This is a genomic window from Microbacterium sp. ARD31 (assembly GCF_031844425.1).
Genome location: NZ_JAUZVE010000006.1, coordinates 1 through 14,296, shown reverse-complemented (window position 1 = coordinate 14,296; position 14,296 = coordinate 1). Strand labels below are relative to the sequence as shown.

The following is a 14,296-nucleotide window of genomic DNA, read 5'->3' as shown; positions in this document are numbered from 1 at the left end:
TAGGCTCGTCGCATGGGTGACCTCTTCGACGGATACGGCTCCACGCTGGCGCCGCGCAAGACCCCTTCCGGCGTCCCCGCGTTCGACGAGATGTTCGCCGAGGTGGCGCATCCTGGCGAGGCGGCGCAGTCGCGTTCGACCTACCGCGAGCTCTATCAGGCCCTCGCGCAGATGACGCAGGAAGAGCTGCGGGGGCGCACCGAATCCCTCGCGAGCTCGTACCTCGCACAGGGCGTCACGTTCGACTTCGCGGGCGAGGAACGACCGTTTCCGCTGGATGCCGTGCCCCGGGTCATCGCCTACGACGAGTGGTCGCGCATCGAGAAGGGCGTGCAGCAGCGCGTCCGGGCGCTCGAGGCGTTCCTCGACGACGCGTACGGTCACCAGCACGTCGTCCGCGACGGCGTCCTGCCGGCGAAGCTGATCGCGTCGTCGCAGTACTTCTACCGGCAGGCGGCCGGCATCCGCTCCGCCAACGGCGTCCGCATCCAGGTCGCCGGCATCGACCTCATCCGCGACGAGCACGGCGAGATGCGCGTGCTCGAGGACAACGTGCGAGTGCCCTCGGGTGTGAGCTACGTCATCTCCAACCGCCGGGTCATGGCGCAGACGCTGCCCGAGCTGTTCGTCTCGATGCGGGTGCGTCCCGTCGGCGACTACCCGAACAAGCTCCTGCAGGCGCTCCGCAACTCCGCGCCGCCGGGTGTCGACGATCCGAACGTCGTCGTCCTCACCCCCGGTGTCTACAACTCCGCGTACTTCGAGCACACGCTGCTCGCCCGCCTCATGGGCGTCGAACTCGTCGAGGGGCGCGACCTCGTGTGCCAGGGCGGCAAGGTCTTCATGCGCACCACGCGCGGTCCGCGCCGGGTCGACGTCATCTACCGCCGCGTCGACGACGACTTCCTCGATCCGCTGCAGTTCCGCGCCGACTCGATGCTCGGCGCCCCGGGGCTCATGCTGGCCGCGCGCCTGGGCAACGTCACGATCGCGAACGCGGTCGGCAACGGCGTCGCCGACGACAAGCTGCTCTACACGTACGTGCCCGATCTCATCCGGTACTACCTCGCCGAGGAGCCCATCCTCAAGAACGTCGACACGTGGCGGCTCGAGGACCCGGGCGCCCTCGAAGAGGTGCTCGACCGCCTCGACGAGCTCGTCGTGAAGCCCGTCGACGGCTCGGGCGGCAAGGGCCTCGTCGTCGGCCCCGACGCGAGCCCCGCCGAGCTCGACGCCCTGCGCTCGAAGCTCCTCGCCGACCCCCGCGGCTGGATCGCGCAGCCGGTCGTCATGCTCTCGACGATCCCGACCCTGGTCGACGACGGGATGCGGCCGCGCCACGCGGACCTGCGACCGTTCGCCGTCAACAACGGCGACGAGGTCTGGGTGCTCCCCGGCGGGCTCACCCGCGTCGCGCTGCCCGAGGGGCAGCTCGTCGTCAACTCCAGCCAGGGCGGCGGGTCGAAGGACACGTGGATCGTCGGCGGCGACGCGCCGAACCGCGGCGAGTACGGGCAGTCGCAGTCCCTCGCCGGCCTCGTCGCCGAGCAGGCGACGGCGACCTCCGCCATCCCGATCATCTACGACGCCCAGGACGAGCCGGACCACTCGCCGCAGGACCGGCCCCGCGCGACAGCCGAGCAGCAGGAGCAGCAGCAGCAGGGACGCGAGACCGCGGGAGGTGAGGACGGATGCTGAGCCGCATCGCCGAGAGCCTGTTCTGGATCGGGCGCTACATCGAGCGCTCCGACGGCACCGCCCGCATCCTCGACGTCCACCTGCAGCTCCTGCTCGAGGATCCGTGGATCGACGAGGACACCGCGTGCCGCTCGCTCATGGGCGTCATGGGCACCGCGCCGCCCGCCGGCGCCGAGGTCGTCACCCGCGGCGACGTGCTCACGCACCTCGCCGTCGACCGCACCAACCCGTCGTCGATCGCCTACTGCCTGCAGGCGGCGCGCGAGAACGCCCGGCGCGCCCGCGAGATCGTCTCGACCGAGCTCTGGGAGACGCTGAACACGACGTACTCGCGGATGCCGCGACGGCTCAACGACGAGAAGACGCACGAGTTCTTCCAGTGGGTGCGCGAACGGGCCGCGCTCGCGGTCGGCGTGACCGACAGCTCCACGAGCCATGACGAGGCCTGGCAGTTCTTCACGCTCGGTCGGGCCATCGAGCGCACCGACATGACGGCGCGGATGCTGGCGACGCGGTCGCTGACCGAGGCATCCGGTCCGTCCTGGACGACCATCCTGCGCTCGTGCGGGGCCTACGAGGCGTACCTGCGCACCTACCGCGGCATGCCGAGCACGCAGAACGCGGCCGAGTTCCTGCTGCTCGACCGGCTGTTCCCGCGCTCGATCATCCACTCCATCCGCACCGCCGAGCAGTGCATGAGCGCGATCGACCCCGTCGCCGACCGCGTCGGGCACTCCAACTCGGTGCTGCGCGCGCTCGGTCGCATGCGCAACGAGCTGGAGTACCGGCCGATCGAAGAGGTCCTCGCCGAGCTCCCCGCCCACATGCAGAGCGTCCAATCGGTCACGCGGGAGGCGTCCGAGGCGATCCGCGGGCGCTTCTTCCCCACCCAGGCCGAACCCAGCTGGATCGGAGAGACCTCATGAAGCGGCTGCGTATCGAGCACACGACGGGCTTCGACTACCCGGGCGAGGTCGGGGCGTCGTACAACGAGGCGCGGATGCTGCCGACGACGAGCGACAGCCAGTTCGTCCTCAGTTCGCAGCTCGACATCGAGCCCTCGACGAACGTGAACTACTACGTCGACTACTTCGGCACGCGGGTCGCGGCGTTCGACGTGCTGGCGAAGCACTCGGCGCTGCACATCACGGCGCGCTCGCTCGTCGAGGTGCGCGCGCGGCCCCTCACGCACCCCGACATGTCGTGGGAGGCCCTCTCGCGCGACGCGCAGCGGTCGATCGGCACGGTCGAGATGCTGTCGCAGACGCGCCGCACCGATCCGCATCCCGAGGTCGCGGCGCTCGCGTCGGGCATCGCGGCCCAGCACGAGAACCCGTCGCACGCGGCGCTCGCCATCGCGACGGCCATCGGCGAGGCCGTCGAGTACGTGCCCGGCGCGACCGAGGTGCAGTCCACCGGTGCGGAGGCGTGGGCGGAGCGCAAGGGCGTGTGCCAGGACATGGCGCACATCGCGCTCGGCGCGCTGCGCTCGGTCGGCATCCCGGCCCGGTACGTCTCGGGGTACCTGCACCCCAACCCCACCGCCGAGGTGGGTGTGCCGGTGGTCGGCGAGTCGCACGCCTGGATCGAGTGGTACGCCGGCTCGTGGCACGGTTTCGACCCGACCAACGACGCCGAGATCGGCGACCGACACGTGACGGTGGGGCGCGGGCGCGACTACAACGACGTGCCGCCGCTGCGCGGGGTGTACGCGGGACCGTTCAAGAGCCGTCTCGAGGTGCGGGTGCTCATCACCCGCGAGGCCTGACCGCCGGGTCAGGCCGGGGAGTCGTCGGGGTCGAGCGTCTTGAGGGTGTCCTGCTCGACGGCGTTGTCGGCGTCGAGCTGCTGTTCGGTCGTCTCGTCGCCGCCGGTCGGGTCGTCCTGCTCGGGAGTGGGGGATGCGTCGCTCATGGCCGCGACGGTACGCGCGGCGACCGGCGGCATCCGACCCCTTGACAGTGCCCTCGGAGTGGTGGGGGAGTCGGGGCCCGGACTTCCCCCGAAGTCGCTGGGCCCCGAGCCGACGAGTCGAAGCCTGGCCCGTCGGTTCCCCCACACGTCAACCTAGGGTGCCGGCGGCGGGTGCCACCGGGCGGGGACGACCGTCGCGATCGTCGTCGTGCGCTCCTCGCCGCCCTCGCCGCGTTCGTGCTGTTGCTCGGTGTCTGCGCGACGATCGTCGTGCTCGTGCACCACCTTCACGCGGGTTGACGCGCTCGACCTCAGCGCGCCCGTCGGGCCGCGGCATCCGCTCGCCCGGGGACGACGTCGCCGTCCTCGGGCAGTCGGATCGGCGTCGTCGCGGCGACCTCGTCGCTGAACTCCTCGGGCGCGACGACGCTGATCGGCCGGGTCTCGTCGATCGTCATCGCGAAGCGGCGCGTCTCGTGGCGGTGCAGGCGTCCCGAGAACAGCAGCCAGCCGCCGCCGACGCAGAAGGCGACCAGCGCCGCCGCGGCGCCGAGGAGGATCGCAGCGCGCGGTCCGAACGCGTCGGCCACCCAGCCGACGATGGGGGCGCCGAAGGGTGTGCCGCCCATGAGGATCGCCATGTAGAGCGCGAGCACGCGTCCGCGCAGGGCCGGCTCGGTCGTCGTCTGCACGTAACCGTTCGCTGTGGTGAGGGTCGTCACCGTCGCGAACCCGATGAACATGAGGGTCGCGGCGTAGGCGACGTAGACGGGCATCGCGGCTGAGAGCACCGAGGCGATCGCGAACAGCCCGAGTCCGCCGATGACCAGACGCAGCCGGGCGCGGTCACGTCGCGCCGCGAGCAGGGCGCCGGCGAGCGACCCGATCGCGAGGATCGAGCTGAGCACGCCGTAGCCGTCGGCGTTCTGGCCGAACTCGAGAGCCATGGTCGAGGCGAGGATCGGGAAGTTCATGCCGAACGCGCCGAGCAGGAACACCATGATGAACGTCACGACCAGGTCGGGTCGGCCGCCGACGTAGCGCAGCCCGTCGGCCATCCGCGCGGCGCTCCGCAGCTTCGGCCTCGGGGCGAGCTCCGCGGGGCGGATGAGCAGGAGGGCCACGAGCATCGCGAGGAACGTCAGCGCGTTGATGAGGAACACCCAGCCGGTGCCGACGGCGACGATGACGAGACCGGCGACGGCGGGTCCGATCATGCGGGCGGTGTTGAAGGATGCCGCGTTCAAGGCGACCGCGTTCGAGGCGTTCTCGCGCGCGACGAGGTCGGAGACGAACGCCTGCCGAGCCGGGTTGTCGAAGGCGGCGACGACGCCGAGCGCGAACGCGAAGGCGTACATCGTCCACAGGTTCATCGCGCCGAGCAGGAGCAGCACGCCGATCGTGAGCCCGAGCACCATGAGCGAGCCCTGGGTCACGAAGAGCAGCTTGCGGCGGTCGAAGCGGTCGGCGACGAGCCCGGTCACGCCCACGAGCAGCAGGGGTGGCGCGAACTGCAGCGCCATCGTGACACCCATGGCGGTCGCGTCGTTGTCGGTGAGCTGCGTCAGCACGACCCAGCTGAGCGCCGTCGCCTGCATCCACGCGCCCACGTTCGACACGAGGGCGCCGATGAACCAGACGCGGTAGTTGAAGACGGAGAAGGAGCGGAACATCGCGGAACTCATCGCTCGGCCACCTCCTGCATGATCGCGGCGGCCTTCACCAGGGTCGCGCGCTGGGTCGCGGTCAGGTCCTCGAAGGCGTGCTCCAGCCAGGAGTCGCGCCGCCGGACCGTCTCGACGACGACCTCCCGTCCGCTGTCGGTGAGTTCGATGACCACCTTGCGGCGATCGTTCTCGTCGGGCGTTCGGCTCAGGTAGCCGAGTTCCTCGAGGCAGTTGACGGTGCGGTTCATCGAGGGCGCCGACACCCGCTCGCGCTCCGCGAGCTCGCCGAGCGTGTGCGAACCGTGCACCTTGAGCGCCGCGAGCACGGCGAACTGGCCGTCGCTCATCGTGTCGACCGCGCGCTGCGAGCGCAGGCGCCGCGCGAGCCGGAAGGTCGCCATGCGGAAATCGGATGCCGCGTGAGCGAGGTCCTGGGTCTGGTCACCGGTCGCGTCGCTCATGTTTCATTAGCATAGCTCATTAGTCTGGCTAACGGCTCGGAGCGCGGCATCCGACCGGCCCTAGGATTCGAGTCATGCCCGAGTTCATCGATGCACACGGCGTCGCGATCGTCTACGACGTCCACCCCGCCGAGGGGACGCCGAGGGGCGTCGTCCAGCTGCTCCACGGCGTCGGCGAGCACGCCGGCCGCTACGCCGCCCTCATCGCGGCGCTCACCGCCGACGGGTTCACCGTCTACGCCGACGACCACCGCGGCCACGGCCGCACCGGGCTGCGCCAGCACGACGGCGACCACTCCCGTCTCGGCCGCCTGGGGCCGGGGGGTCTGCGCGCCGCGATCGCCGCGTGCCGGCAGTTCACCGGCATCATCCGGGGCCGCCACCCCGACCTGCCGCTCGTGCTCCTCGGGCACTCGTGGGGGTCGTTCCTCGCGCAGAAGCTCGTGAACGCCGACCCGCGCGCCTACGACGCGCTGGTGCTCTCCGGCTCGTCGCTCCTGTGGCCGGGCGCCCTCAACGCCGCGCCCCTCAACAAGCGCTGGGCGGGTGCCGACGCGACGGGTGTCGAATGGCTGTCGACGGATGCCGCGGTCGGCCGCGCGTTCCTCGACGACCCGCTCACGACGACGGTCCCGCTGCCGACGCTGTTCGGCCCGGCCGACACCGTGCGTCTCCTCGGCAAGCCGAAGCGCGACCTCGGGGTCGATCTGCCCGTCCTGCTCATGGTCGGGCGCGACGACCCCGTCGGCGGCCCGCGGAGCGTCCACCGCCTCGCCGACGCCTACCGCACCCGGTCGGGACTCACCGACGTCACGACCCTCGTCTACCCCGACGCGCGGCACGAGATCTTCAACGAGCACTGCGCCGCCGAAGTGCGCGCCGACCTGCTCGCGTGGCTGGACGCGCGCATCGCGCGGCGCGACGCGGCATCCGCTTCCGGCGCCGACGCGACCGGGCCGGCCGCGGACACGGGAGAATAGGACCATGCACGGCGAGTACAAGGTCCCTGGCGGCAAGCTGGTCGTGGTCGATCTCGAGGTGGCCGACGGCCGCATCGCGGACTTCCACCTGGCGGGCGACTTCTTCCTCGAGCCCGACGACGCGCTCGCCGACATCGATGCGGCCGTCACCGGGCTCCCCGTCGAGGCGGACGTCGCGACGATCGCCGCCGCCGTCCGCGGCGCGCTGCCCGAGGGCGCGCAGCTGCTCGGCTTCACCCCCGAGTCGGTCGCCACGGCGGTGCGCCGCGCCCTCATCGTCGCTCCCGGCTGGAACGAGTTCGAGTGGGAGGTCGTCCACGAGAAGGCGGTGTCGCCGGCGATGAACCTCGCCCTCGACGAGGTGCTCACGACGCGCGTCGGCGACGGCCGCCGCACGCCGACCCTGCGCATCTGGGAGTGGGACGAGTCCGCCGTCGTCATCGGCTCGTTCCAGTCGTACCGCAACGAGGTCGACCCCGAGGGGGCCGCGAAGCACGGTTTCCAGGTCGTCCGCCGCATCTCCGGCGGCGGGGCCATGCTCATGGCCGCGAACTCGATCGTCACGTATTCGCTGTACGTGCCGGCATCCCTCGTCGCGGGGATGACCTTCGCGGACTCGTACGCGTTCCTCGACGACTGGGTGCTGCACGCGCTGCGCTCGCTCGGCATCGACGCGACCTACCAGCCGCTCAACGACATCGCCTCGTCGAAGGGCAAGATCGGCGGTGCGGCGCAGAAGCGCCTCGCCAACGGGGGAGTGCTCCACCACGCGACCCTCAGCTACGACATGGACGGCCAGGTCCTGACCGAGGTCCTGCGCATCGGTCGCGAGAAGCTCTCGGACAAGGGCACGGCGTCTGCCGCGAAGCGCGTCGACCCGCTGCGCAGCCAGACCGGGCTGCCGCGCGCCGAGATCATCGAGCGCTTCAAGGAGACGTTCACGTCGCTGTACGGTGCGAAGCCGGGCTCGATCTCCGAGGAGGAGTACGCCGAGGCCGAGGCGCTCGTCGAGTCGAAGTTCTCGACGGACGCCTGGCTGCGCCGCGTCCCGTGACCGTCGAGATCCATCTCGGCGACAACCTCGAGGTCGCCCGGCGCCTGCCGGACGCCTCCTTCGCGCTCGTCTACCTCGACCCGCCGTTCAACACCGGCCGCACGCAGGAGCGGGCGATCGAGTCCGCGCTCCGTATTCAGTCCCGAGGGGATGCCGCGGCGTCGGCATCCCCCGATCCCCGTGCGCCGGGCGCCGGGCCTGCCCGGTCGGGACTGAACACCGCACACCTCGTGCCCGACCCGGACGCCCCCGCCCCGCCGGCAGGCCCCGTCAAGGGCGGGTTCCGCGGCACGTCCTACGCCCGCACGCGCGGCGCGCTGCGGCTGTACGACGACCGCTTCGACGACTACTGGGGCTTCCTCGAGCCGCGGCTGCGCGAGGCGTGGCGGCTGCTGAGGGACGACGGCACCCTGTACCTGCACCTCGACTACCGCGAGGCCCACTACGCGAAGGTCATGCTCGACGCCGTCTTCGGCCGGGACTGCTTCCTCAACGAGCTGATCTGGGCCTACGACTACGGCGCGAAGTCCCGCAAGCGCTGGCCGAGCAAGCACGACACGATCCTCGTCTACGTGAAGGACCCGTCCGCCTACTTCTTCGACTCGGATGCCGTCGACCGAGAGCCCTACATGGCTCCGGGCCTCGTGACCCCCGAGAAGGCGGCGCGCGGCAAGCTGCCGACAGACGTCTGGTGGCACACGATCGTCCCCACGTCGGGCCGCGAGAAGACGGGCTACCCGACGCAGAAGCCCGAGGGGATCCTGCGGCGGATCGTGCAGGCGTCGAGCCGTCCGGGCGACCGCGTGCTCGACCTGTTCGCGGGCTCGGGAACGACGGGCGCGGTCGCCGACGCGCTCGGCCGCGACGCCGTCCTCGTCGACCACAGCGCCGACGCGCTCGCCGTCATGCGCACCCGCCTGCCCGAGGCGGTCGTCGTCGGCTGATCCGGTGCCTCGACCCCGGCGCGTCAGCCCCGACGGATGCGGGGTGCCATCGCGCGCAGCCGCGCGATGTCGGCGTCGTCCAGCAGTTCGCGCGGCAGGATGATGGCCGGCCCGGTCAGTCCGTTGACCCGCACCCTGACCGAATGCGGCCCCGTCGAGATGCGCCACAGAGCGGATGCCGCGACCGTCAGGCTCGTGGCAGAGGTGGTCACCGTCAGCCCGGACTCGGTGACGGCGACGGTCAGTCGGTCGCCCGCGGGGTAGAGCCCCTCGATGACGCGGGTGAGCTTCTGCGTGCCCAGGTGGCGGATCGCGACGAAGCCGATCGCGATCAGCAGGCCCCAGAACGCGGCCATGACCAGGGAGCGGACGTTCCCATTGAGCGCGAACAGCCCGAAGCCGTACACCAGCAGGATCAGGATGCCGCCGACCCACAGCCCCGTCTGTTTGGTCCGCTGGTGGTCGCGGGCGAGGCGCCACCTCATCCCGTGATCGATGACGATGCTCTTTCCCGCCGACGTCTCCTGCGCCGCGGCATCCGTCATCGCGACCCCCTCGCTCGTGCCCTCATCGTGACACGACCCGTCCGCCGGTTCCACCATCGGATCGAGACACGGCGTCCGGGACGGAACACCGTCCCGGACGCCGTGTGCGGAGCTCAGTCCTGCAGGAACGCGAGCAGCGCCTCGTTGACCTCGGCGCCGTGGGTCCAGAGCAGGCCGTGCGGGGCGCCCTCGATCTCGACGTACGTCGCGTCGGGCAGCAGCTCCCGGAACCGGCGAGCGGTCACGTCGATCGGGAGGATGTTGTCGGCGGTGCCGTGCAGGATGAGCGCCGGCACGGTGACGGCGGGGATGTCGCCGCGGAAGTCCGTCGCCCACGTGAGCGGGGCAGCGGCGATCGCGGCGTTGCCGGCCTGGTTCGCGACGGCGACCGAGGCGTCGAGCGCCTCCTGTGAGATGCGGTTCCCGAGGTAGTCGTCGAGGTTGTAAAAGTCCTGGAAGAAGCCGGTCAGGAAGGCGTACCGGTCCTCGGCGACGGCTGCGGCAGTGCCGTCGAAGAAGGCCTGGTCGCCCGCGCCGTCGGGGTTCTCGTCGTTCTTCAGCAGCCACGGCTCGAGCGAGCCGAGGAAGGCGACCTTCGCGATGCGGTCGGCGCCGTAGCGCGACAGGTAGCGCGCGATCTCCCCGGTGCCCATCGAGAAGCCGACGAGGACGGCGTCGGTCAGCTCGAGCTCCTCGATGAGGGCGTGCAGGTCGGCGGCGAAGGTGTCGTAGTCAGAGCCCGACGCGGTCTTCGTCGAGGCGCCGAACCCGCGCCGGTCGTAGGCGATGACGCGGTAGCCGGCCTCGAGCAGCGCGGCCTGCTGCTTGCCCCACGACTCCCCGTTGAGGGGGAAGCCGTGGATCAGCACGACGGGCTGTCCCGACCCCTGATCCGTGTAGAAGATGTCGACGTCGACCGAGTTCTCGGTCCCCACGGTGATGTACGCCACAGCGGCGCTCCTTCCCGCCGGAACGGTCGTCCGGCGACATCCCGACGCTACGGCCCCGGTCCAGTTGCGGCCAGAGCTCGGCGGGATCCTTCGCCCGCCGTTCACCGTTCCCCGCCGCTAGCGTTGCCTCATGGCGGCGATCGACCTCAACGCGGACCTCGGCGAAACCGTCGACGGCGTGCCGACGGCCGACGACGAGGCGATGTTCGCCGTCGTCTCCAGCGCTTCCGTCGCGTGCGGCGGTCACGCGGGCGACGCCGATTCGATGCGGGATGCCGTCCGCCGGGCGGCGGCGCAGGGCGTCGCCGTGGGGGCGCACCCGTCCTTCGTCGACCGTGCCGGGTTCGGGCGCGTGCGGCTCGCCGTCCCGACCGAGGTCCTCCGCGACCAGGTACGGACGCAGATCGCCGCCCTCGTGTCCGCCGGTGCGGACCTCCGCTACGTCAAGCCGCACGGGGCGCTCTACCACGCGGTCTCCGCCGATCCGCAGACGGCTGAGGCGGTCGCCGACGCCGTCGCCGACGTGGCCGCGGACCTCGGCCGCGCGCTGCCGCTGCTCGGGATGCCGGGGGCGATCGCCGGCGCGGCCGCGAGGCGCGGCATCCCGTTCCTCCTCGAGGCGTTCCTCGACCGCGGGTACCTGCCGAACGGCACCCTCGTGCCCCGCACCGACCCGGGCGCGCTGCTGCACGACGCCGAGGTCGTCGCCGCGCGCGCCGTGCGCCTCGCGACGGGCGGCGGCGTCGAGGCGGTGGACGGCTCGATCCTCGCCGTCGACGCGGCATCCCTCTGCCTCCACGGCGACACCCCGGGTTCGGTCGCGATGGCCCGTGCCGTGCGCGCGGCTCTCGACGCCGCAGGGGTCGAGGTGCGCGCGCCGTGGTGATCCGCCCGTTCGGCGACAGCGCGCTGCTCGTCGAGGTCGACGCGCTCGCCGAAGTACTCGGGCTCCACGCGGCGCTTGTGGCGACCCGGCCCCGCGGGGTGCGCGACCTGGTCCCCGCCGCGCGGACGGTGCTCGTCCATGTCGACCCGACCGTGCTCCCGCTCGCGGCCGCGCGCCGGTGGATCGAGGGGGTGGATGCCGCCGGTACGCCCGCCGGGTCGGATGAGCCGACCCCCGCGGAGGAGATCGAGATCCCCGTCGTCTACGACGGCCCCGACCTCGACGAGACGGCGGTGCTGCTCGGCATCGGCGCCGGGGAGCTCGTCGCGCGCCACCTCGCGGCGCGCTGGACGGTCGCCTTCACGGGGTTCGCCCCCGGGTTCGGGTACCTCGTCAGCGCGGACTGGCGCATCGACGTGCCCCGCCGCGCGACCCCCCGCGCACGGGTACCGCAGGGGTCCGTCGCCCTCGCGGGGGAGTTCACGGGCGCCTACCCGCGCGAGACCCCCGGCGGCTGGCAGCTCATCGGGACGACCGCCGCGCCCCTGTTCGACCCGCTCGCCGACACCCCCGTGCTCCTCCGCCCCGGCACGCGCGTGCGGTTCCGCCGCGTCGCCGCCGCTGCGCTCACCGCGGGCGCGGCCACCGCCGTCCTTCCGGTCGGCCGCCCGGCCGCCGTCGTGCAGGACCCCGGCCCGTTCGCGACGGTGCAGGATGCCGGTCGCCCCGACGCGCTCGCCGACGGCGTCGCACGCTCCGGCGCCGCCGACCGCCCGGCGCTCGCCGCCGCGAACCGGCTCGTCGGCAACGCGCCGGGCGCCGCCGCGATCGAGGTGACCCTGGGCGGCTTCCGCGCCACCGCGACCCGTGATCTCTGGATCGCCGTCACCGGAGCGTGGGGGAGCGTCCACGTCGCCGGGCGCGAGGTCGACCCGTACCGCCCGGTGCTCTGGCCCGCCGGCACCGACCTGTCCATCGGCACCTTCCGCGCCGGGGTCCGCGCCCTGCTCGCGATCCGCGGCGGCGTCGCCGGGCATCCCGTCGTCGGATCGGTCGCGACCGACACGCTCGCCGGTCTCGGACCCGCACCGCTGCACGCGGGCGACGGGATCGCGACGGCGGATGCCGCCCGGCATCCCGTCCCACCCGTCGACCTGTGGCCGTGGACGCCGCCGCCGACCGTCATCGACGTCCCCGTCGCCGCCGGTCCCCGCGCCGACTGGTTCACCCCGGCGGCGCGGCGGGCGTTCCTCGAGACGACGTGGGTCGTCGGCGCCCGCGCCGACCGTGTCGGCATCCGTCTCGACGGTCCGCCGCTGGCGCGGACGGCGGATGCCGCCTCCCGGGAGCTCGCGAGCGAGGGGATGCTGCCCGGCGCCGTCCAGGTGCCGCCGGACGGTCTGCCGGTCGTCCTCGGGCCGGACGGACCGGTGACCGGCGGGTACCCCGTGATCGGCGTGGTGACCGCCGCGGGACGCGCGGCGCTCGCCCAGGCCCGACCCGGTTCTCACCTTCGGCTCCGCAGCGCAAGCCCTCGGCGGTGATCGCCGCCGGCGCGTAGGGTCGGCTGCATGTCGTTCCGTCGCGCCTCCGTCGCCCTCGCGCTCGCCGCCGCCCTGGGGCCGGCGGCCGCGGTGGGATTGACCGGATGCACCGCCGAGTCCGCTCCGCCCGCCGAAACGCAGGAGGTCTCGCCGCAGCAGACGGAGGCCGTCGAGTTCGCCCCCGCCACCGGCACGGAGGTCGCGACCGACGAGTACACGTTCCGCCTCCCCGACGGCTGGGGCTTCCCCGACGGCGCCCCCGACGGATTCGACCCCACGACGTTCGCCGCCGACCTCCAGGACGACGACGACTACCCCGACAACGTCAACATCCTCGTCTCGCCCGGCGGCGAGGTCACCTCCGACCGGGTCGAGCAGAGCGGCATCGACGAACTCGAGGGCGCCGGCGCCACCGACGTGCAGACCCTCGACCGGGTGACCGCGGCGGGCTCCGAGTCCGCGCACCTCACGGCGACCGTGTCGACCGGGGAGGTCCCGTACGTGATCGACCAGTACTACCTCGTCGACGCCGGGCAGACCTACATCGTCACCTTCTCCTCGAGCGTCGACGTGCCGCAGGAGGATCGCGACGCGCTCGCGATGTCCGTTCTCGCGACCTGGCAGTGGGTCTGAGCGGCGGAGCCGGGGGTCTGAGCGGCGCCGACCGGGCGTGAGTTATACCGCAGCATCCGAAAGTCGTCAACGATCCGACTGGACACGGCGCGTCGTCCGTCCTATAGTGGGTAGTTGCGCTCCCCTCTACTTGCCCTCATATGGTGGTCGGCTTGTGCCTGCGCCCCCGACGGTTCCCGTCGGCGCGCGCCGCAGGTGTCGGATGCGGGAGTACTCCACCTGACGACAAGGAAAACCAGCCCTCCCCGGGCTCACGGAGGTAATTCCCTTGGCTGCTGCGCGCAACGCAACTTCCACCACCACCACCAAGAACGGCCGCGGGGCATCCCGCCTCTCGTTCGCCAAGATCTCCGACACGCTGACGGTCCCCGACCTTCTGGCGCTGCAGACCGAGTCGTTCGACTGGCTCGTCGGCAACGAGGCGTGGAAGGCACGCGTCGCCGAGGCGCAGGCCGCCGGCCGCACCGATGTGCCTGAGATCAGCGGCCTCGAGGAGATCTTCGAGGAGATCTCGCCGATCGAGGACCTCGGCGAGACGATGCAGCTCTCGTTCACCAACCCCTACCTCGAGCCCGAGAAGTACTCCATCGAGGAGTGCAAGGAGCGCGGCAAGACCTACGCCGCCCCGCTCTACGTCGAGGCCGAGTTCATGAACCACCTCACCGGTGAGATCAAGACGCAGACGGTCTTCATGGGCGACTTCCCGCTCCAGACCGCCAAGGGCACCTTCATCATCAACGGCACCGAGCGCGTCGTCGTCTCGCAGCTCGTGCGTTCGCCGGGTGTCTACTTCGACAAGACGCCCGACAAGACCTCCGACAAGGACATCGTCTCGGCGCGCGTCATCCCGAGCCGCGGCGCCTGGCTCGAGTTCGAGATCGACAAGCGCGACCAGGTGGGCGTGCGCATCGACCGCAAGCGCAAGCAGTCCGTCACCGTCTTCCTCAAGGCCCTGGGCCTGTCGAGCGAAGACATCATGCAGGAGTTCGCGGGCTTCAGCTCGATCGAGGAGACCCTCGA

At 71.8% G+C, this 14,296-nt stretch carries 15 protein-coding genes and 1 pseudogene; 11 read left to right on the top strand and 5 right to left on the bottom strand.

Features of this window, described 5'->3' with window-relative positions; genetic code table 11:
• Nucleotides 1-12: 12 nt before the first annotated feature.
• Genes Q9S36_RS17245 through Q9S36_RS17235 form a run of 3 tightly spaced genes read left to right on the top strand, consistent with a single transcriptional unit; the run spans nt 13 to nt 3,466 of the window.
• Nucleotides 13-1,698, top strand: coding sequence for a circularly permuted type 2 ATP-grasp protein (locus tag Q9S36_RS17245; RefSeq protein WP_253035939.1), 1,686 nt, complete (start codon nt 13-15; stop codon nt 1,696-1,698).
• Nucleotides 1,692-2,624, top strand: coding sequence for an alpha-E domain-containing protein (locus Q9S36_RS17240; RefSeq protein ID WP_311286196.1), 933 nt, complete (start codon nt 1,692-1,694; stop codon nt 2,622-2,624). The genes Q9S36_RS17245 and Q9S36_RS17240 overlap by 7 nt, the downstream gene beginning before the upstream one ends.
• Nucleotides 2,621-3,466 (top strand): transglutaminase family protein, encoded by an 846-nt coding sequence (locus Q9S36_RS17235; RefSeq protein WP_064003371.1) that lies wholly within the window; start codon nt 2,621-2,623, stop codon nt 3,464-3,466. Before Q9S36_RS17240 ends, Q9S36_RS17235 begins: the two co-directional genes overlap by 4 nt.
• Before the next feature lie 8 nt (nt 3,467-3,474).
• Here Q9S36_RS17235 and Q9S36_RS17230 read toward each other — a convergent pair whose 3' ends face one another.
• Nucleotides 3,475-3,612: a hypothetical protein gene (locus tag Q9S36_RS17230; RefSeq protein WP_311286195.1), complete on the bottom strand. Its 138-nt coding sequence runs from the start codon at nt 3,610-3,612 to the stop codon at nt 3,475-3,477.
• Between the two features lie 171 nt (nt 3,613-3,783).
• Here Q9S36_RS17230 and Q9S36_RS17225 point away from each other — a divergent pair, with 171 nt between their 5' ends.
• Nucleotides 3,784-3,912, top strand: coding sequence for a hypothetical protein (locus Q9S36_RS17225; RefSeq protein ID WP_311286194.1), 129 nt, complete (start codon nt 3,784-3,786; stop codon nt 3,910-3,912).
• An 11-nt stretch (nt 3,913-3,923) separates the two neighbouring features.
• On the opposite strand, the gene Q9S36_RS17220 is transcribed toward Q9S36_RS17225, so the two are convergent.
• Nucleotides 3,924-5,297: an MFS transporter gene (locus Q9S36_RS17220; RefSeq protein ID WP_311286193.1), complete on the bottom strand. Its 1,374-nt coding sequence runs from the start codon at nt 5,295-5,297 to the stop codon at nt 3,924-3,926.
• Nucleotides 5,294-5,740: a MarR family transcriptional regulator gene (locus Q9S36_RS17215; RefSeq protein WP_311286192.1), complete on the bottom strand. Its 447-nt coding sequence runs from the start codon at nt 5,738-5,740 to the stop codon at nt 5,294-5,296. The genes Q9S36_RS17220 and Q9S36_RS17215 overlap by 4 nt, the downstream gene beginning before the upstream one ends.
• Nucleotides 5,741-5,814: 74 nt before the next feature.
• Here Q9S36_RS17215 and Q9S36_RS17210 point away from each other — a divergent pair, with 74 nt between their 5' ends.
• From Q9S36_RS17210 to Q9S36_RS17200, 3 genes are read left to right on the top strand one after another with little or no spacing between them, the layout of a single operon-like run.
• The gene (locus tag Q9S36_RS17210; RefSeq protein WP_311286191.1) at nt 5,815-6,720 is read left to right on the top strand and encodes an alpha/beta fold hydrolase; all 906 of its coding nucleotides are present in this window, start codon (nt 5,815-5,817) and stop codon (nt 6,718-6,720) included.
• A gap of 4 nt (nt 6,721-6,724) precedes the next feature.
• Complete coding sequence (locus Q9S36_RS17205; protein WP_311286190.1) at nt 6,725-7,774, top strand: biotin/lipoate A/B protein ligase family protein; 1,050 nt, start codon at nt 6,725-6,727, stop codon at nt 7,772-7,774.
• Entirely contained in the window at nt 7,771-8,718 is a 948-nt protein-coding gene (locus Q9S36_RS17200) for a site-specific DNA-methyltransferase (protein ID WP_311286189.1), read from the top strand. Before Q9S36_RS17205 ends, Q9S36_RS17200 begins: the two co-directional genes overlap by 4 nt.
• 23 nt (nt 8,719-8,741) lie before the next feature.
• Here the strand turns inward: Q9S36_RS17200 and Q9S36_RS17195 are convergent, their stop codons facing one another.
• Nucleotides 8,742-9,263: a hypothetical protein gene (locus tag Q9S36_RS17195; RefSeq protein ID WP_311286188.1), complete on the bottom strand. Its 522-nt coding sequence runs from the start codon at nt 9,261-9,263 to the stop codon at nt 8,742-8,744.
• Nucleotides 9,264-9,376: 113 nt separating this feature from the next.
• Entirely contained in the window at nt 9,377-10,213 is an 837-nt protein-coding gene (locus Q9S36_RS17190) for an alpha/beta hydrolase (protein WP_311286187.1), read from the bottom strand.
• Nucleotides 10,214-10,343: 130 nt separating this feature from the next.
• Here Q9S36_RS17190 and pxpA point away from each other — a divergent pair, with 130 nt between their 5' ends.
• The 4 genes and pseudogenes from pxpA to Q9S36_RS17170 form a co-directional block, all read left to right on the top strand.
• The gene (gene pxpA, locus Q9S36_RS17185; RefSeq protein ID WP_311286186.1) at nt 10,344-11,099 is read left to right on the top strand and encodes a 5-oxoprolinase subunit PxpA; all 756 of its coding nucleotides are present in this window, start codon (nt 10,344-10,346) and stop codon (nt 11,097-11,099) included.
• A complete protein-coding gene (locus Q9S36_RS17180) occupies nt 11,093-12,643 on the top strand; it encodes a 5-oxoprolinase/urea amidolyase family protein (protein ID WP_311286185.1) in 1,551 nt (516 codons plus the stop codon). Before pxpA ends, Q9S36_RS17180 begins: the two co-directional genes overlap by 7 nt.
• Nucleotides 12,644-12,670: 27 nt before the next feature.
• The gene (locus Q9S36_RS17175) at nt 12,671-13,276 is read left to right on the top strand and encodes a hypothetical protein (protein ID WP_311286184.1); all 606 of its coding nucleotides are present in this window, start codon (nt 12,671-12,673) and stop codon (nt 13,274-13,276) included.
• A gap of 268 nt (nt 13,277-13,544) precedes the next feature.
• A pseudogene (locus Q9S36_RS17170) lies at nt 13,545-14,296 on the top strand (DNA-directed RNA polymerase subunit beta); the annotation flags it as partial.